The sequence below is a fragment of the Pectobacterium sp. HCp5_1 genome, from assembly GCF_032905925.1.
Classification (GTDB): Bacteria; Pseudomonadota; Gammaproteobacteria; order Enterobacterales; family Enterobacteriaceae; genus Pectobacterium; species Pectobacterium brasiliense_A.
Window position 1 is genome coordinate 94,488 of sequence record NZ_JAUMIO010000002.1, and the last position, 17,108, is coordinate 111,595.

Annotated in this window: 17 protein-coding genes; 5 read left to right on the plus strand and 12 right to left on the minus strand. The window is 52.4% G+C overall.

The window, feature by feature from the left end:
- Positions 1 to 38: 38 nt before the first annotated feature.
- The gene (gene pta / locus Q3A88_RS01940; RefSeq protein WP_110162200.1) at positions 39 to 2,177 is read left to right on the plus strand and encodes a phosphate acetyltransferase; all 2,139 of its coding nucleotides are present in this window, start codon (positions 39 to 41) and stop codon (positions 2,175 to 2,177) included.
- 243 nt (positions 2,178 to 2,420) lie between these two features.
- Positions 2,421 to 3,281: a DUF817 domain-containing protein gene (locus Q3A88_RS01945; protein WP_039509424.1), complete on the plus strand. Its 861-nt coding sequence runs from the start codon at positions 2,421 to 2,423 to the stop codon at positions 3,279 to 3,281.
- A 71-nt stretch (positions 3,282 to 3,352) separates the two neighbouring features.
- Here the strand turns inward: Q3A88_RS01945 and yfcD are convergent, their stop codons facing one another.
- Entirely contained in the window at positions 3,353 to 4,021 is a 669-nt protein-coding gene (gene yfcD / locus Q3A88_RS01950) for an NUDIX hydrolase YfcD (RefSeq protein WP_075278223.1), read from the minus strand.
- A gap of 123 nt (positions 4,022 to 4,144) precedes the next feature.
- Entirely contained in the window at positions 4,145 to 4,696 is a 552-nt protein-coding gene (gene yfcE, locus Q3A88_RS01955) for a phosphodiesterase (protein WP_039464992.1), read from the minus strand.
- A gap of 262 nt (positions 4,697 to 4,958) precedes the next feature.
- Between yfcE and yfcG the strand changes: the two genes are divergently transcribed.
- The 3 genes from yfcG to Q3A88_RS01970 all read left to right on the plus strand — a co-directional run bounded on the left by yfcG (position 4,959) and on the right by Q3A88_RS01970 (position 7,005).
- On the plus strand, positions 4,959 to 5,585 hold the full coding sequence (yfcG, locus tag Q3A88_RS01960) for a GSH-dependent disulfide bond oxidoreductase (protein WP_205561113.1): 627 nt from the start codon (positions 4,959 to 4,961) through the stop codon (positions 5,583 to 5,585).
- A gap of 125 nt (positions 5,586 to 5,710) precedes the next feature.
- Complete coding sequence (folX, locus tag Q3A88_RS01965) at positions 5,711 to 6,082, plus strand: dihydroneopterin triphosphate 2'-epimerase (protein WP_010278945.1); 372 nt, start codon at positions 5,711 to 5,713, stop codon at positions 6,080 to 6,082.
- Between the two features lie 17 nt (positions 6,083 to 6,099).
- Entirely contained in the window at positions 6,100 to 7,005 is a 906-nt protein-coding gene (locus tag Q3A88_RS01970; RefSeq protein WP_317177309.1) for a TIGR01777 family oxidoreductase, read from the plus strand.
- 366 nt (positions 7,006 to 7,371) lie between these two features.
- Here the strand turns inward: Q3A88_RS01970 and hisP are convergent, their stop codons facing one another.
- The 10 genes from hisP to accD form a co-directional block, all read right to left on the minus strand.
- Positions 7,372 to 8,145, minus strand: a complete 774-nt coding sequence (hisP, locus tag Q3A88_RS01975; protein ID WP_010278951.1) for a histidine ABC transporter ATP-binding protein HisP — start codon at positions 8,143 to 8,145, stop codon at positions 7,372 to 7,374.
- A 16-nt stretch (positions 8,146 to 8,161) separates the two neighbouring features.
- On the minus strand, positions 8,162 to 8,878 hold the full coding sequence (locus Q3A88_RS01980) for an ABC transporter permease (RefSeq protein WP_014916041.1): 717 nt from the start codon (positions 8,876 to 8,878) through the stop codon (positions 8,162 to 8,164).
- Positions 8,871 to 9,560, minus strand: a complete 690-nt coding sequence (locus Q3A88_RS01985) for a histidine ABC transporter permease HisQ (protein ID WP_039548964.1) — start codon at positions 9,558 to 9,560, stop codon at positions 8,871 to 8,873. The genes Q3A88_RS01980 and Q3A88_RS01985 overlap by 8 nt, the downstream gene beginning before the upstream one ends.
- Positions 9,561 to 9,700: 140 nt before the next feature.
- Positions 9,701 to 10,480, minus strand: coding sequence for a lysine/arginine/ornithine ABC transporter substrate-binding protein (locus Q3A88_RS01990; protein WP_014916042.1), 780 nt, complete (start codon positions 10,478 to 10,480; stop codon positions 9,701 to 9,703).
- A gap of 414 nt (positions 10,481 to 10,894) precedes the next feature.
- Positions 10,895 to 11,467, minus strand: coding sequence for a UbiX family flavin prenyltransferase (locus Q3A88_RS01995; RefSeq protein WP_010285043.1), 573 nt, complete (start codon positions 11,465 to 11,467; stop codon positions 10,895 to 10,897).
- Positions 11,468 to 11,684: 217 nt separating this feature from the next.
- On the minus strand, positions 11,685 to 13,202 hold the full coding sequence (gene purF / locus Q3A88_RS02000; protein WP_233989413.1) for an amidophosphoribosyltransferase: 1,518 nt from the start codon (positions 13,200 to 13,202) through the stop codon (positions 11,685 to 11,687).
- Positions 13,203 to 13,223: 21 nt separating this feature from the next.
- The gene (gene cvpA, locus Q3A88_RS02005; RefSeq protein ID WP_010298532.1) at positions 13,224 to 13,724 is read right to left on the minus strand and encodes a colicin V production protein; all 501 of its coding nucleotides are present in this window, start codon (positions 13,722 to 13,724) and stop codon (positions 13,224 to 13,226) included.
- A gap of 315 nt (positions 13,725 to 14,039) precedes the next feature.
- Positions 14,040 to 14,819, minus strand: a complete 780-nt coding sequence (gene dedD / locus Q3A88_RS02010) for a cell division protein DedD (protein ID WP_317177310.1) — start codon at positions 14,817 to 14,819, stop codon at positions 14,040 to 14,042.
- Positions 14,809 to 16,077 carry a bifunctional tetrahydrofolate synthase/dihydrofolate synthase gene (gene folC, locus Q3A88_RS02015; protein ID WP_317177311.1) on the minus strand — a complete coding sequence of 423 codons (1,269 nt, stop codon included), beginning with the start codon at positions 16,075 to 16,077 and terminating at the stop codon, positions 14,809 to 14,811. The genes dedD and folC overlap by 11 nt, the downstream gene beginning before the upstream one ends.
- Positions 16,078 to 16,181: 104 nt before the next feature.
- Positions 16,182 to 17,099: an acetyl-CoA carboxylase, carboxyltransferase subunit beta gene (gene accD, locus Q3A88_RS02020; RefSeq protein ID WP_039471294.1), complete on the minus strand. Its 918-nt coding sequence runs from the start codon at positions 17,097 to 17,099 to the stop codon at positions 16,182 to 16,184.
- Positions 17,100 to 17,108 lie beyond the last annotated feature (9 nt).

Genomic DNA, 17,108 nt, shown 5'->3' on the forward strand with positions numbered 1-17,108 from the left:
TGTTTTTGACTAACGAGCAACCGTAAAGAGGTTCGGCCGTGTCCCGTATAATCATGTTGATCCCAACTGGCACCAGCGTTGGTCTGACAAGCGTCAGCCTGGGTGTCATCCGCTCCATGGAACAGAAAGGCGTTCGCCTGAGCGTGTTCAAACCTATCGCCCAGCCGCGCAGTGGCGACAATACGCCAGATCAAACGACCACCATTATTCGTGCTAATTCCGCCATCAGCGCCGCCGAGCCGCTGGCGATGAGCCGCGTTGAAACCCTGCTGAGCTCCAACCAACAAGACGTGCTGATGGAAGAAATCATCGCGCGCTACCACGAAAATACTAAAGATGCTGAAGTCGTTCTGGTTGAAGGTCTGGTTCCTACCCGTAAGCACCAGTTTGCTAACGCATTGAACTACGAAATCGCCAAAACGCTGAACGCAGAAATCGTCTTCGTACTGGCGCTGGGTAACGATTCCCCGGCACAGCTGAAAGATCGTATCGAACTGGCACGTTCCAGCTTCGGCGGCAGCAAAAACAAAAACATCACTGGCGTGATCATCAACAAACTGAATGCGCCGGTAGACGAACAGGGACGTACTCGCCCTGACCTGTCTGAAATCTTTGATGACTCCACGAAAGCCAGCGTTGCTAACATCGATCCGAAGCAGCTGTTTGCTAACAGCCCGCTGCCGGTATTGGGCTGCATCCCATGGAGCTTTGACCTGATCGCAACGCGCGCCATCGATATGGCGAAGCACCTGAATGCGCGTATCGTCAACGAGGGTGACATTCAGACACGTCGCGTTAAGTCTGTGACCTTCTGCGCACGCAGCATTCCTCACATGCTGGAGCATTTCCGTCCGGGTTCACTGTTGGTGACCTCCGCTGACCGTCCTGATGTTCTGGTTGCCGCCTGTCTGGCTGCCATGAATGGCGTGGAAATCGGTGCCCTGCTGCTGACTGGCGGCTACGAAATGGATCCAAGCATTGCCAAGCTGTGCGAGCGCGCCTTCCAGACTGGCCTGCCTGTATTTATGGTCAACACCAACACCTGGCAGACCTCACTCAGCCTGCAAAGCTTCAACCTTGAAGTACCGGCTGATGACCGTCAACGTGTTGAGAAAGTGCAGGAATACGTTGCACGCCACATCGATACCCAGTGGATCGATTCCCTGAGCGCAGAGTCTGAGCGTTCACGTCGTCTGTCTCCACCAGCATTCCGCTATCAGCTTACCGAGCTGGCGCGTAAAGCAGGCAAACGCATCGTTCTGCCAGAAGGTGATGAACCACGTACCGTTAAAGCAGCATCTATCTGTGCTGAACGCGGTATTGCTCACTGTGTGCTGATCGGTAACCCGGAAGAGATTCAACGTGTTGCTGCCGCTCAGGGCGTAGAACTGGGTAAAGGCATCGAAATCGTCGATCCGATTGTCGTGCGTGAGCGCTATGTTGCGCGCCTGGTTGAGCTGCGTAAGAGCAAGGGCATGACCGAAGTGGTTGCGCGTGAACAGCTCGAAGACAACGTGGTGCTGGGTACGCTGATGCTGGAACAGGGTGAAGTTGACGGTCTGGTTTCTGGTGCCGTTCACACCACCGCTAACACCATCCGTCCGCCGTTGCAGCTGATCAAAACCGCACCGGGCAGCTCGCTGGTGTCTTCTGTGTTCTTCATGCTGCTGCCTGAGCAGGTTCTGGTTTACGGCGACTGCGCCATCAACCCGGATCCAACGGCAGAGCAATTGGCTGAAATCGCTATCCAGTCTGCTGATTCCGCTACCGCCTTCGGTATCGACCCACGTGTTGCGATGATCTCTTACTCTACCGGTAACTCCGGTGCGGGTAGCGATGTTGAGAAAGTGCGTGAAGCGACCCGTCTGGCACAGGAAAAACGCCCTGATCTGGTCATCGATGGTCCGCTGCAGTATGACGCCGCAATCATGGCTGACGTTGCACAGTCCAAAGCGCCGAACTCGCCAGTTGCGGGTAAAGCCACCGTGTTCATCTTCCCTGACCTGAACACCGGTAACACCACGTACAAAGCGGTACAGCGTTCTGCCGACCTGATCTCCATCGGGCCAATGCTGCAAGGCATGCGCAAACCGGTTAACGACCTGTCTCGCGGCGCACTGGTAGACGACATCGTTTACACCGTTGCCCTGACCGCCATTCAGGCTACACAGCTCTAATCTATATCCTAAATAATTCGAGTTGCTTGAAGGCGGCAACTGCGCGAATCCCCAAGAGCTTACTCAAGTAAGTGACTGGGGTGAGTAAAGGCAGCCAACGCACAATCAGCTTGAAGTATGACGGATATATTCAGATTAATTCTGTTATCTTCTATGCCAGCCTCAGCGCTGGCATTTTTTATTGCTCTCCGCACAAAAACCACACCGCGCAGGCTAAAGAATAACTATAAACAGGGTCGATGGATGACTGTAATACGACTATTAGATCAACACTTTCAGCAGCAATTGGAAAAAGGGATTACGCCTTCATCACCAAAAGGCTTAACCCGTTTTTTGATTGAATTTCTCTATTTTGGTGTCAAAGAAGCCCGCGCCTGTCTCTTCGTTGGTCTGTTCTTTCTTGCCGTGTTTAGCGTGCCGAAAGCTGGCTGGTTTTCTATCCCGCGCTATGATTTGTTGCTGATATTCGCCATTCTGATTCAGGGATGGATGGTTGCCAGCAAATTAGAAACCTGGGATGAGTTAAAAGCCATTACGCTGTTTCACCTCGTGGGTTTCGCGCTTGAGGTGTTTAAAACCTCATCGGGTATTCGTTCCTGGTCGTACCCTGATTTCGCCTACACCAAGGTACTGGGTGTGCCGCTGTTTGCCGGATTCATGTACGCCTCTGTCGGTAGCTATATCATTCAGTCCTGGCGGCTATTCGATCTTAAAATTCGCCATCATCCGCCCTACTGGCTGGCAACGCTGGTCGCGCTGCTCATTTATGCCAATTTCTTCACCCACCACTACATCGGCGACTACCGCTGGTACATTGCTGCACTGGCAGTTGGGCTCTATGCGCGCACCACCGTCATTTTCACGCCTTACGATCGGGAACGACGAATGCCGCTGTCATTGGCCTTTATTCTGATCGGCTTTTTCATCTGGCTGGCTGAAAATATCAGTACGTTTTTCAGTATCTGGAGCTATCCAGAACAGCTCGGAGCCTGGTCGATGGTTCACGTAGGGAAATGGAGTTCGTGGGCTTTGCTGGTAATCATGACGTTCACCATCGTGATTTACCTGAAGGATATCAAGAAGAGCATTCATGTTCCCGAGTGATGACCCGCATTTCATCACTCGGAAAAAATAGACGCCGCTGCGGGGAAAGCAGCGGCGAGATAGGGACAATATTATTTCTGTGAATCAGCGTCTGATGAAGTGACAACGTTGCTGTCATTTTCATCATGAGCATTTTCATCATGACTGTTTTTATCATTAACAGCAGGTGTTGCAGCGGCTTCGACTGCCTCGTTCAGCTTACGTGAAATCGGCTTGCCATATTCCTGATCGCTATGGCGCGTCAGCCACAGCGACAGGGCTTTCAGCGAATCTGGCGTAAACTCATCGCAGCGTGCGGTGATCTCTTGCGGCGTCAGCCAGCTGACCTCATCGACCTCTTCTTCCTGTAGCGCAAACGGCCCGTGGGTGACGCAGCTGAATAGCCCGCCCCACACCCGGCAATTCTCGCCCTCGTAATAGAACAAGCCGTGTTCTGCAAACGGTACGCCCGCAATACCAAGCTCCTCTTCCGCTTCACGACGTGCGGATTCCAGCATTTGCTCACCGCTTTGCACTACGCCGCCAGCGGTCGCATCCAGCCAGCCTGGATAGAAATCTTTGATTTTCGTCCGGCGCTGCACCAGAATTTTACCCATTCCATCATGCACAACAATGTAAGTAGCACGATGACGAAGACTCTGCGCACGCATCTGCTGACGACTTGACTGAGCAATTACCTCGTTGTTTTCATTGACGATATCAACCCACTCTGTGCCTGCTGCCTGACTTTGTTCCGCCATCCTCTGAAACCCTTTAGTATTGGCACGTTGCTACGCGCGTCTGTTTTAAATGATCGAACTTTGCTGTGAATCTTCCCTGCTGCCTTGCCGTTATTCAAGGTCAAAAACAGGGTATACGCTAAATTAGTGCCTAATCGCGACCTGTGCAATAGGTTCGCCGCCGTGTAACGGCAGAACCCGCAGCTCGCCTTGTTCAAGTAAACCGTAGCTTGCGGGGTATCCCCCTTTCGGCAAGCTCACTGAGCCGGGATTGAAAAAATAATATTCACCCCGTTGCTCAGCAACCGGGATATGGGTATGACCATATACCAATACATCCCCCGCGTGTAGCGGCGGCATATTCTCTGGATGATAAAGATGACCGTGCGTCAGGAAAAGGCGATTCTGCGGCAATAGCACATGTTGCCAGGGTGCCGTTATCGGAAAGGTCAACAGCATCTGATCCACCTCGCTGTCGCAGTTCCCTCGCACGGCAATGATGCGTGATGCATAGGCGTTCAATCGGGCAGCCACTTCCGCAGGCTGATATGTTTCCGGCAGCGGATTGCGCGGGCCATGATTGAGAAAATCGCCCAGCAAGATAAGCCAGTCGGCATGACTCTGCTCAAAGATCTCCAGCACGCGATCCGTCGCGCTGAGAGAACCGTGTATATCGGACGCAAACATCAACTTCATCGTTATCTCCACAACGTTTATATCAACCATGCTACACCTACAACACCCGCATCCTTTATCGGACGTAGTCTACCAAAGTTGGCAACGTGCTTCCGGTAAAGATCGCTCAACGGCGTGCGTCATCGCTTATTTTTCACTCGCAGAAGTGGTAGGGTAAGAGCCCGTTCCTCAATTCGCTATTCTGACAGCGCGTCGCTCTCTGAAGCGATCACCTGCCATACAGTCCATGATGTTTTTCTGAATTAAAACGGAGACTTGATTCATGATTGACCTGTATTACGCACCAACCCCTAACGGGCACAAGATCACCCTGTTTCTGGAAGAAGCTAATCTCCCCTACCAGCTCCACCGTGTGAATATCAGCAAAGGCGAACAGTTCCGACCAGAGTTTCTAGCTATCTCGCCTAATAATAAAATTCCAGCGATTGTCGATACGCAACCCGCGGAAGGTGACACGCCGATTAGCCTGTTTGAGTCCGGCGCTATCCTGCTCTATCTGGCGGAAAAACACGGCGTGCTGCTGAGCACCTCATTACGTGAGCGTACAGCCACGCTGCAATGGCTGTTCTGGCAGGTTGCTGGTTTCGGACCGATGCTGGGGCAGAACCATCATTTTAACCACTATGCGCCTCAGCCAGTGCCTTACGCCATTGAACGCTATCAACAGGAGACGCAGCGCCTGTACCGCGTGCTGGATAAACATCTGCAAGACAGCTCTTGGCTAGCAGGAGAACATTACAGCATCGCCGATATCGCAACCTACCCGTGGGTGGTTTCTTATGCTCGCCAGCGCGTCGACCTTGATGACTACCCAGCGGTGAAGGCATGGTATACGCGTATCAGTGAGCGCCCGGCAACGCAACGGGCTTACCAGCTCGCCGAGCAATAAAATTCTGGCATCATCTCATTCGGCCTTTGGGTATCTTCTGCTATGGTAATCAACATATTGTCGTTAACGATACCCCCTGACGCTGCGGTTTAGTCGCAGTAACAGAAGCAACCGAGGGCCGAGCAATGCCACATCACTATTCTGACGCCATTATTCGTATAAAAAATCTGCGGCTGCGCACCTTCATCGGTATCAAAGATGAAGAAATCACGAATAAGCAGGATGTGATCATCAACGTTGTGATTCACTACCCAGCAGAGCAGGCACGCAACAGCGAGAATATCGCTGATGCGCTGAACTACCGCACCATCACCAAAAGCATTATTCGCCACGTGGAAGATAACCGCTTCGCTTTGCTGGAAAAATTAACGCAGGATGTGCTCAACATCGCCAGCGATCACGAATGGATCACCTATGCTGAAGTAGAAGTCGATAAACCGTTTGCCCTGCGATACGCCGATTCGGTTTCCATGACCCTGCGTTATCACAAGGCATAAAGATAGGGAGGGGGGAGATGCAACTACTTATAATCGGCGGAACCGGCCTTATTGGTCGCCATCTTATCCAACAATTACAGCAGCTTTCCCATCACATTACGGTACTGACACGCGATCCGGAGCGCGCTCGAGGCGTTCTCGGCAATCAGGTGGAATACTGGTCCACGTTGAGTAATATCACCTCACTGAACGGCTTTGACGGCGTCATCAATCTGGCGGGTGAACCTATCGCCGACAAACGGTGGACGCCACAGCAAAAGCAGCGCCTGGCAAAGAGCCGCTGGAATATCACCGAGCAACTTGCCGCGCTGATAAAAGCCAGCAGTGAGCCGCCAGCGGTTTTTATCTCGGGTTCCGCTGTCGGATATTATGGCGATCAGGGGGAAGCGCTGGTCACGGAAGATGAATCTCCGGTCGATGAATTCACCCATCATCTGTGCGCCCGCTGGGAAGCGCTGGCACAGTCCGCCGACAGCGATAAAACCCGCGTCTGCCTGCTGCGCACTGGCATTGTTCTTTCAGCACAAGGGGGCGCGCTGGCAAAAATGTTGCCAATTTTCCGCCTCGGGCTTGGCGGGCCGATGGGTTCCGGCAAGCAATATATGCCGTGGATTCATATTGATGACATGGTGAACGGCATTATTTATCTGCTGAACCAGCCGATACTGAGCGGCCCCTTCAATATGGTTTCGCCCTACCCGGTTCATAATGAACAATTTTCCGCCACGCTGGCACACGTATTGGATCGTCCCGGTTTTCTGCGAGCGCCCGCTTTTGCGATCAAACTACTGATGGGAGAAGCTTCGACGCTGGTACTGGGCGGACAACGCGCCATTCCACAGCGTTTAGAAGCCGCAGGCTTTAATTTCCGCTTCCTTGAACTGGAAGAAGCCCTGCAGGACGTCATCAAGAAACCGAGCTGAAGTTTGATAAAATGCCCAAATATTCTGCACTTCTGGCGTAAAAATTGTGCTGAAGTGGGCGTGACCGTCGGGTGAGCCGCACGGACGCGGCGAAAGTCAGTGCCACGTCGGGAACGCGTCACTGGCGGCCCGAATAGCGGTCAGGAACGCTGAAGGCACCGCGCAGCGGCACAATTCTCGCCCAAAAGCCAGTGGTCAAGGAGCAGCGGCAACTGAGCGCTCCTTGTCGGGCGTGTAGATAAAGTATAAGAATACTCGGTGGTTAACACGCACGAAACTTTTACACTATCCGACATAGAATTATGAAAATGCTAGAGCATGAGTACATGTTAACTGCTAGAGGCTGATAGCCATCAGCCCCAAAACCTACTTCAATGCACCTGACAAAAACTGCTGCAAACGTGCACTTTTCGGGCTCCCGAACAGTTGATCCGGCGGTCCTTCTTCTTCAATTACGCCCTGATGCAGGAAGATAACGTGGCTGGAAACATGGCGGGCAAACTCCATTTCATGCGTCACCACCACCATCGTTTTCCCTTCCTCCGCAAGCTGCTGCATGATGCGCAACACCTCGCCGACCAGTTCGGGATCGAGCGCTGACGTAGGCTCATCAAACAACAAGACTTCCGGCTCCATCGCCAGCGCTCGTGCAATGGAAACGCGCTGCTGTTGGCCACCGGAGAGATCCGATGGGTATTTCTGTTGAGCAGCATCCGTGATCCCGACCTTGTTCAGGTAAAACACCGCCCGCTCACGCGCTTCCGCTTTACTGAGCCCTAACACCTGAACCGGCGCTTCCATCACGTTTTCCAACGCCGTCATGAAGCTCCACAGGTTAAAGTGCTGAAACACCATCGTCAGACGCGTCCGCAGCATCTGAAGCTGCTTTTTATCAAAAACTTTCAGCTGTCCGTCAGTATCACGCACCATGCGAATTTCCTGATCGCTGACGTAAATCGCCCCTTCACAGGGTTTTTCCAGAAAATTAATACAGCGCAGTAAGGTACTTTTCCCCGAACCGGACGATCCAATAATTGAAATAACGTCACCTGCTTTCGCCTGTAATGAGATCCCTTTCAGTACCTCATGCTGGCCATAGCGTTTACGCAGTTCCGTCACCATCAGTTTGTTATTCGACATGCTCTTTTTCCTGCGTTTAATGAGATGAACGGGTATAAAGATGACGTAACCAGCGCCGTTCCGCCCTTCTGAACAGCCCGATTAACACAAACGAAATCGCCAGATAAATAACCGCCGCGATGCCAAATGCATAAAACGGCTGGTAGGTTGCCGCGTTGATATCACGGGCAATCTTCAGAATATCCGGTACCGTTACGGTAAAGGCCAACGCCGTTGAATGCAGCATCAGAATCACTTCATTGCTGTAGGCCGGTAGCGCAATACGCAGTGCACTCGGCAAAATAATGCAACGGTACTGCTTAAAGCGGGAGAAGCCATATGCTCTGGCCGCTTCAATTTCCCCATGAGGTACTGAGCGGATTGCCCCCGCGAAAATCTCTGTCGTGTACGCACAGGTATTCAGCGCCAGCGCCAAAATGGCGCAGTTTAGCCCGCTGCGAAAAAAGGCATTCAGCATGTCGGTGCCGCGCACAATCTCCAGGCTATACACGCCAGAATAGAACACCAGAAGCTGTACGTAGAGCGGCGTACCACGGAACACATAGGTGAATAGCCAAACCGGAAAGCTGAACCGGCGTCGCGGCGACACGCGAGCAATCGCCAGCGGCAGCGCCATCAGCCCACCGATAACCACCGAGGAAATGAGCAGCCAGAGCGTCATCGCCAGCCCGGTCAGACGGTAACCATCGCTCCACAATAGCGGCTGCCAATATTGTTGCAGGATCTCACTCATAGTTTACTTTTTTGACTCCCTGCGAATAGTGCCTTTCCAGCCACCACAACACGCCGTTAGAAACGGTGGTAAAAATCAGGTACATCGCCCCAGCAACCAGCGCAAAATAAAACGGTTCGTGTGTGCCCTTACCGGCCAGCTGCGTCGCCTTAATCACATCGTTCAGGCCAAGCAATGACACCAGCGCCGTCGCTTTCAAGATCACCTGCCAGTTGTTGCCGATGCCCGGTAACGCGAAACGCATCATGGAAGGAAACAGAATACGGCGGAACACCTTCATCGGAGAGAAACCGAACGCAACGGCAGCTTCGATTTGCCCGCGCGGCACGGCAAGATAGGCTCCACGAAAGGTTTCCGTGAAATACGCGCCGTAAATAAAGCCCAGAGTAATAATCCCGGCGGTCAGAGGATCGATATCAATCTGATCCAGACCGATCGATTCCGTCACGCCGTTTAAGACTATTTGCAGTCCATAGAAAATCAGCAGCATCAGAACCAGATCGGGAATGCCACGAATCAGCGTGGTATAGCAGGAAAAGCACCCCGCCAGCAGACGGTTGGAAGACAGCTTCGCCGACGCGCCAATCAGGCCAATAGCCAGCGCCAGCAGTAACGAACTTGCTGCCAGCTCCAGCGTCATGATGGCACCATCCAGAATTAGCGGGGAATAGCCATAGAGCATCAATGATATCCGTTGAAATAGCGGTTAATGGCACGCTGCGTCATCAGTCAGGAACACGACACGGGAGGAACGATCCCGTGCCGCATGCCCGACGATCCCGCTACACATGTGATAAAGAAATGAGCGTCACCTTGGCGACATTAGCCGCCGTAGACGTCAAAATCGAAGTATTTTTTCGCGAAGGTATCGTAGGTACCGTCTTTACGCATTTCTTCAAAGGCTTTATCCAGCGCAGCTTTCAACTCGGTATCCGCTTTGCGCAGCCCCATCCCCGTACCCACACCGAAGAATTTGTCATCTTTTACCGCCGGGCCGGCAAACTCATAGTCTTTACCTGCGTCCAACTTCAGGAAACCTTCACTTGCTGCGACTTCATCCTGAAAGGCTGCATCAATACGGCCTGCGGCCAGATCGGCATAAATCAGATCCTGATTTTGGTAAGCGACAACGTCAACGCCTTTAGGCTGCCAGTTAGCATTAGCAAAGGCCTCCTGTGTTGATGCCTGCAATACGCCAACACGTTTGCCGCCCAGAGAAGCCAACGTGGGTTCAATGCTCGTCCCTTTCTTCGCAATCAGGCGTGAATTGGCCGCATACAGCTTCTCGGTGAAAGCAATTTCCTGCTGGCGTTTTTCGGTGATAGAAAGAGAAGAGATGATGGCATCGATTTTTTTCGCTTTCAGGGACGGAATTAACGCATCAAAGTCACTTTCTACAAACGTGCAGTTAGTCTGAATACGCTTGCACAGCTCTTTCGCCAGATCGATATCAAACCCAACCAGTTCGCCGCTGGCGTTTTTGGATTCAAAGGGAGCATAGGTAGGATCGGTACCAATTTTAATATTCTTAGGAATCTCCGCCATCGCGCTACCCGCAGCCAGAATGAGTGCCAATGGCAAGACTTTGATCAGTTTCTTCATATTGCTACCCTTATCATGAGTGATTGATGTCATGTGTCGTCAATGTCGGAATTATTTAGAGTGAATCGCTTTAAAAATGAACGATGTGAGTGCTATTTGTTTGCTGTGCCGACTATTACCGTTTTTGTAGCAGTTTTCATGCCACAATGAACGTAGGGATGTCGTAAAAAACCCATGAGCGAAGCGCGCAGAAAATAAGGGTTAACCATTTGATTCTGCAATATTTTCAAAGGAAATTTTTTGGCGCGTAACAATAAGGATAGATAACATTGGCATGAATACAAAAACTCAAACGCACCATTTTGGTGCTTTTGCGCACAAAATTAGTGCAATGTGATAAAAAGGCACAAAAAAAGGGCAGTAAAAGTTTACCGCCCCGAGAGAGAAAAATAGCGTGTCTGGGTCTCTATCCTGCTAGGACGCACCTTGCCAGCGGATAAAGAGATCTTTTGGCAGGTCGATATCAAACTGGTCCAGAATACGATTCACCGTCTGATCGACAATATCCTGCACACTTTCTGGGCGATGATAAAACGCAGGCACCGGTGGCATGATTATCGCCCCCAGCTCAACGGCTGTGGTCATCAGCCGTAAATGCCCTAAATGTAGCGGCGTTTCACGCACTCCTAGCACCAGAGGACGACGCTCCTTCAGCACTACATCAGCTGCACGGGTCAATAGATTGTCACTGTAGCTGTGCACAATGCCGGAAAGGGTTTTTATCGAACAGGGTAAAATCACCATCCCCGCCGTTTTAAACGACCCCGAAGAGACGCTGGCAGCAATATCACGCGTGTCGTGTACCACATCGGCCAGCGCCTGCACGTCACGCAGGCTAAAATCCGTTTCTAACGCCAGCGTCTGCCGGGCGGCCTGACTCATGATCAGATGCGTTTCGATACCTTCCAGCGTCTGTAAAACCTGTAGCAGCCGGATGCCGTAAATGACGCCGCTGGCACCGGAAATCCCTACAATGAGTCGCTTCATTCATACTGCCTCTGGCTGGCCGCGTAAGCAGAAACGCGGAAAAATCATCTGCGCAAACTTTGCCGCATTGATTAGCGATAAGCAAGGACAAGCACCGAAACCCTGTTTTCTCTATGCAATTTTTCTCTACATACAAAATTTTCTCTACATACAAAATAAGGGGGAGGACACTTTCGCGTCCTCCCCCTTCAATACAGCCTTAATGTGCGACTAGCTGTTAACCTTCGTTATGCAATTCCAGATCTTCAACTTCATTCTGGCTACGCAGCGCTTTGGCATCGTCATTGCGCAAGACTTCCAGATAATCCAGATAACCTTGATCGACATCCTTCGTCACGTAAATCCCGTTGAACACCGAGCATTCAAACTGAGTGATATCCGGGTTATCTTCACGCGCAGCTTCAATCAGATCGTCGAGATCCTGGAATATCAGCTCATCGGCACCAATAATCTTACAGATTTCATCCACTTCACGACCGTGGGCAATCAGCTCATTGACGCTTGGCATATCGATGCCGTACACGTTAGGGAAGCGGATTTCCGGTGCCGCTGAGGCCAGATAAACACGCTTGGCTCCTGCTTCACGCGCCATCTCTACAATCTGCTCTGACGTTGTACCACGCACGATGGAGTCATCCACCAGCAGCACGTTCTTGTCACGGAACTCAGCACGGTTGGCGTTCAGCTTACGGCGTACCGATTTCTTACGTGCCTGCTGCCCCGGCATGATAAACGTGCGGCCAACATAGCGGTTTTTCACAAATCCCTGACGATACGGCTTGTTGATGATGCGCGCGATTTCCAGCGCGATATCACAAGAGGTTTCAGGAATCGGGATCACGACATCAATATCGAGATCTTCCCACTGGCGCGCAATTTTTTCACCGAGCTTCTGACCCATGCGAACGCGTGCGCTGTAGACCGAGATTTTATCAATGAAAGAGTCTGGGCGAGCGAAATAGACATATTCGAACAGGCACGGATTGCTCTTTGGATTCTCTGCGCACTGGCGGGTAAACAGCTGCCCTTTTTCCGTAATGTAGATCGCTTCTCCCGGCGCCACATCGCGTAAAAATTCAAAGCCCAGCGTATCCAGTGCGACACTTTCTGACGCCACCATATACTCGCTGCGGCCATCTTCCAGATCGCGCTTACCAATCACCAGAGGACGAATCCCATTAGGATCGCGGAAAGCGACCATACCGTGACCGATAATCATGCCAACACAGGCATAGGCACCGCGAATTTGCTGGTGCGTTGCGGCAACGGCCGCAAAAATATTATCGGCTTCCAGCGGATAGTGTTGGAAACGGTCCAGCTCTCTGGCGAAAATATTCAGCAGAATTTCAGAATCAGACGTGGTGTTAACGTGGCGACGCTCCTGCTCGAACAGCTTTTTACGCAGTTCGTGAGCGTTAGTCAGGTTACCGTTGTGAGCCAGCGTGATACCGAACGGAGAGTTCACATAGAAAGGCTGTGCTTCCGAGGCGCTGGAACTACCTGCGGTCGGATAACGCACATGACCAAGCCCCATGTTTCCCTGTAGGCGCTGCATGTGCCGCGCTTCAAACACATCTTTCACCAGGCCATTGGCCTTACGCAGGCGAAAACAATTAAAGGCATCGATGGTCACAATACCCGCAGCATCCTGCCCACGGTGTTGCAACACCGTTAACGCGTCATAAATCGACTGGTTGACCGGTGTAAAACCGGCGATACCGACAATACCGCACATGGTGTCTTTTCCTCATCAGCGCTACCGCAGCGGTAAATGCTGCGGCAAGAAACTTGACGTGCTTTGCAGGTAGTCAAAAAACCACCTGATAATATAACTGAACTGCGGGATTAACTGGGACTGCTTCCAGTCATCACTTTGTGAAAAACCGGTGAACGTATCCAGAAAGAATAGCAGTGCGGAAACGATCAGCACCCCGCGCAGCGCACCAAAACAGATGCCCAGAACGCGATCGGTGCCGGATAATCCGGTACGTTCAACCAGTGAACTAATCACATAGTTGACGATAGCTCCCACAATCAACGTTGCAATAAACAGAATGGCAATCGCAATGCCGTTACGCACCAGCTCATCATCAAAACGGGTGAAGTAGACCGCGAGGTAAGCGTAGTAATGACTGGCAACAAAAAAAGCACATCCCCAGGTTACTAACGACAGCGCTTCGCGAACAAACCCCCGGATCAGGCTAACCAAAGCCGAAAATCCGATGATGCCAATAATGACGTAATCAACCCAAACCATGAACTATCCTAATAATGAACGATGCTACCGATAAGCCGCTACGTCATCCTGTTCGCGGCGCATTCTAACAGAAAAAGAAAACGTTTGCGTAGCGTATTTCCGCCGATTTCATCGATAGATAATCAGGCGAAAAAACCGACAATACGTCATGCCTGATTCTATTCACTCTCGGCATCTCAAAACTCACAGCAAGCATCTTAAAACAGATGCGGGGCGAAGTATCACTGATGCGAACCTCATCCCCGCTGCCTGCTTTTGCTTATTTACGTGACCGGCTGCGAGCCAGCCATCACGTCATCATCACGCTCGACGACCTTAACGAACGGAATGTGCTCGCACCTGCCCACTTAGCCCGCTGAGCTGTTTCAGCTCACCCAGTGAAGACTCTAGCTTCTGCTTCGACGCATCCGGCCCCACGTAAATGCGGGTGATTTCGCCTGAAACCGGCGTTGATGGCACGGTATACGCGCGGTAACCAGAGAGACGAAGCTTGGCGACAATTTCATTCACCTTATCCGCGTTTTTCAGCGCACCAAGCTGCACAATATAGGCCTGTCCGACAGGCGCTTGCTGCGTCGGCTGCGTTTCAGGCTTCACTTCCGGTTTGGGTTCCGGTTTAGGCTCTGGCTTCGGTTTCACTTCAGGCTTCACCTCAGGCTTTGGCTGAGGCTTCGGCATCACTGGCGCTGGCGTCTGAACCGGCGGACGCTCAACCACCACTGGCGGTGCCGTCATGGCTGGCGTATTCGTGCCAGAATGGGACGATGGCGGCGTCTGCGTCGTGGTTTCAGGTGCTGTCGTTGTAGATGGCGTAGTTGCAGATGACGCAGACGATCTCGCTTCAACGGCTTCGGCTTCCGCGCTGTTTTGCATCGCCTCCTCCGCCCCTTCCGGCGGTTGACTCGGCAGCGACGGGTTCAGCGCAGGCAGCGCTTCCATCTCATTGCTGTCACCCGGCTTAGGGATCAGCGGAATCGACGCAAACTCGTCTTCGTAGTGCTTTTTCTTGCCGTCCAGCAGGCCGGGTAAAACGATCACGCCCAGCGCGACCAAAATAACCGTACCGACCAGTCGATTCTGAAATTTACTCGCCATTCGCCTTCTCCTCATCCAGCGCTTCCATCACATGCGCTACCGTATGAAAAGATCCACACACAATGACGATATCCTGCTCCGTCGCCTCGGACATGGCTTGCTTCCAGGCAGTTACGACATCGGGGAACGATTGGCTGCGCGTCAGGTGCTCGGCAATTTGCTGCGCCGTGGCACCACGCGGCCCCTCCAGCGGAGCGCAATACCACGCATCCACCAACGGCGTTAAGTGAGCCAGCGTACCGGCAATGTCTTTATCCGACAGCATGCCGATGACGGCTCGCACTTTTCCGGTTTTCGGCAACTCAGCCAAACGGTTTGCCAGATATGCCGCCGCGTGAGGATTGTGTGCAACATCAAGAATCAAACGCGGTGACGCCTGCACGGTCTGAAAACGGCCGGGTAATGCGGCGTGCTGCAAACCTTGTCGAATCGCCTCTTCACTCACGTTGAGTGAAGAATAGTGCAATGCAGCTAGTGCCGTGGCGGCATTAGCCAACGGGACGTTGGGTAACGGTAGCCGTGACAGCTCGCGCTGTTTATCCTGCCAGCTCCACGTCTCACGCTGCATTGAATACTCCCAGTCGCGACCACGGCGGTGCAGCTGCGCGCCTTTCTCAGCGGCAACGTCGGCAATCGTTCCCGGCATATCCGGTTCACCAACAACGGCAGGTCTACCCTGTCGGAATATCCCGGCTTTCTCGCGGCCAATGCTTTCCCGATCGTTACCTAACCAATCGGTATGGTCGATAGCAATACTGGTGACCACGGATACATCCGCATCCACAATATTGGTGGCATCCAGACGCCCGCCTAGTCCTACTTCAAGAATGACGACATCCAGATTCGCCTGCTTAAAGAGTTGCAGCGCCGACAGCGTACCGAATTCAAAATAGGTGAGCGATACCGCCCCTCTCCCTGCCTCGATATCCGCAAACGCCTGCGTATGCAGCGCTTCAGGCAATTCTTTGCCCTGAATACGCACTCGCTCGGTATAGCGAACAAGATGGGGAGAACTGTACACGCCTACCCGCAGCCCGGCGGCTAACAGAATGGATTCCAGCGTACAGCAGGTGGTTCCCTTGCCGTTCGTCCCCGCGACGGTGAAAACCGTTGGAGCAGGCTGGAGCAGTTGGAGATGTTCAGCAACCTGCTTAACGCGCTCCAGGCCTAAATCAATGGCCTGAGCGTGCAGATGCTCAAGATAATGAAGCCACGTGACCAAAGGTGACGTGGCTTGAGGTGTTTGAAGTGTATCCATGAGTCCCGTTCACTGGCTTACGGTTCATTGCGGGCAGAGCGTGCATTGCGCACCCGGTCGAGAACGACGTGGTCGAGTACCACACGCCCTGCCCATCATGTCAATTATGCGTCATCCTGTGATGATTCAGACGGCGCATCGCTGCGGATTTCCACATCATCGTTGCCCGGTTCTGGATGGTTCGTCAGTTTGGCAAGAATAGTGGCCAGCTTGTAGCGCATTTCCGGACGACGAACGATCATATCGATCGCCCCTTTCTCAATCAGGAATTCACTGCGCTGGAAGCCCGGCGGCAGTTTTTCACGCACGGTTTGTTCGATAACGCGTGGGCCGGCAAAACCGATCAGCGCTTTCGGCTCGGCAATGTTCAGGTCGCCCAGCATCGCCAGACTCGCGGAAACACCACCCATGGTTGGATCAGTCAGCACAGAAATGTAAGGCAAGCCGCGATCGCGCATTTTTGCCAATGCCGCACTGGTTTTCGCCATTTGCATCAGCGACATCAGCGCTTCCTGCATACGCGCGCCGCCACTGGCGGAGAAGCACACCAGCGGACAACCGTCTTCCAATGACTGCTCAACGGCACGCACAAAGCGCGCCCCCACAACAGACGCCATTGAACCGCCCATGAAAGAGAATTCGAAGGACGCGACGACAATCGGCATACCGTACAGCGTGCCTTTCATCACGACCAGCGCATCTTTCTCATCGGACTGTTTCTGTGCAGAAACCAGACGATCTTTATATTTTTTGGAATCCCGGAATTTCAGGACATCCTTCGGTTCCAGTTCGCTTCCCAACTCAACAGTGTTTTCTTTATCCAGAAAAGCCTGTAGACGGGCGCGCGCGGAAAGGCGCATATGGTGATCGCACTTCGGGCAGACACCCAGATTGCGCTCCAACTCAGCACGATAAAGAACCTGACCGCAGCTATCACATTTTGTCCAGACCCCTTCAGGGATGTTCGCTTTACGGGTCGGTGTAATATTGCTTTTGTTAAGAATTCGTTCAATCCAGCTCATTGATAACCT

What these genes read in the sequence shown, in the direction of transcription:
- Q3A88_RS01945 (WP_039509424.1), top strand. Translation starts at nt 2,421, where the DNA reads ATGACTGTAATACGACTATTAGATCAACACTTTCAGCAGCAATTGGAA.
- yfcD (WP_075278223.1), bottom strand. Translation starts at nt 4,021, where the DNA reads ATGGCGGAACAAAGTCAGGCAGCAGGCACAGAGTGGGTTGATATCGTC.
- yfcE (WP_039464992.1), bottom strand. Translation starts at nt 4,696, where the DNA reads ATGAAGTTGATGTTTGCGTCCGATATACACGGTTCTCTCAGCGCGACG.
- yfcG (WP_205561113.1), top strand. Translation starts at nt 4,959, where the DNA reads ATGATTGACCTGTATTACGCACCAACCCCTAACGGGCACAAGATCACC.
- folX (WP_010278945.1), top strand. Translation starts at nt 5,711, where the DNA reads ATGCCACATCACTATTCTGACGCCATTATTCGTATAAAAAATCTGCGG.
- Q3A88_RS01970 (WP_317177309.1), top strand. Translation starts at nt 6,100, where the DNA reads ATGCAACTACTTATAATCGGCGGAACCGGCCTTATTGGTCGCCATCTT.
- hisP (WP_010278951.1), bottom strand. Translation starts at nt 8,145, where the DNA reads ATGTCGAATAACAAACTGATGGTGACGGAACTGCGTAAACGCTATGGC.
- Q3A88_RS01980 (WP_014916041.1), bottom strand. Translation starts at nt 8,878, where the DNA reads ATGAGTGAGATCCTGCAACAATATTGGCAGCCGCTATTGTGGAGCGAT.
- Q3A88_RS01985 (WP_039548964.1), bottom strand. Translation starts at nt 9,560, where the DNA reads ATGCTCTATGGCTATTCCCCGCTAATTCTGGATGGTGCCATCATGACG.
- Q3A88_RS01990 (WP_014916042.1), bottom strand. Translation starts at nt 10,480, where the DNA reads ATGAAGAAACTGATCAAAGTCTTGCCATTGGCACTCATTCTGGCTGCG.
- Q3A88_RS01995 (WP_010285043.1), bottom strand. Translation starts at nt 11,467, where the DNA reads ATGAAGCGACTCATTGTAGGGATTTCCGGTGCCAGCGGCGTCATTTAC.
- purF (WP_233989413.1), bottom strand. Translation starts at nt 13,202, where the DNA reads ATGTGCGGTATTGTCGGTATCGCCGGTTTTACACCGGTCAACCAGTCG.
- cvpA (WP_010298532.1), bottom strand. Translation starts at nt 13,724, where the DNA reads ATGGTTTGGGTTGATTACGTCATTATTGGCATCATCGGATTTTCGGCT.
- dedD (WP_317177310.1), bottom strand. Translation starts at nt 14,819, where the DNA reads ATGGCGAGTAAATTTCAGAATCGACTGGTCGGTACGGTTATTTTGGTC.
- folC (WP_317177311.1), bottom strand. Translation starts at nt 16,077, where the DNA reads ATGGATACACTTCAAACACCTCAAGCCACGTCACCTTTGGTCACGTGG.
- accD (WP_039471294.1), bottom strand. Translation starts at nt 17,099, where the DNA reads ATGAGCTGGATTGAACGAATTCTTAACAAAAGCAATATTACACCGACC.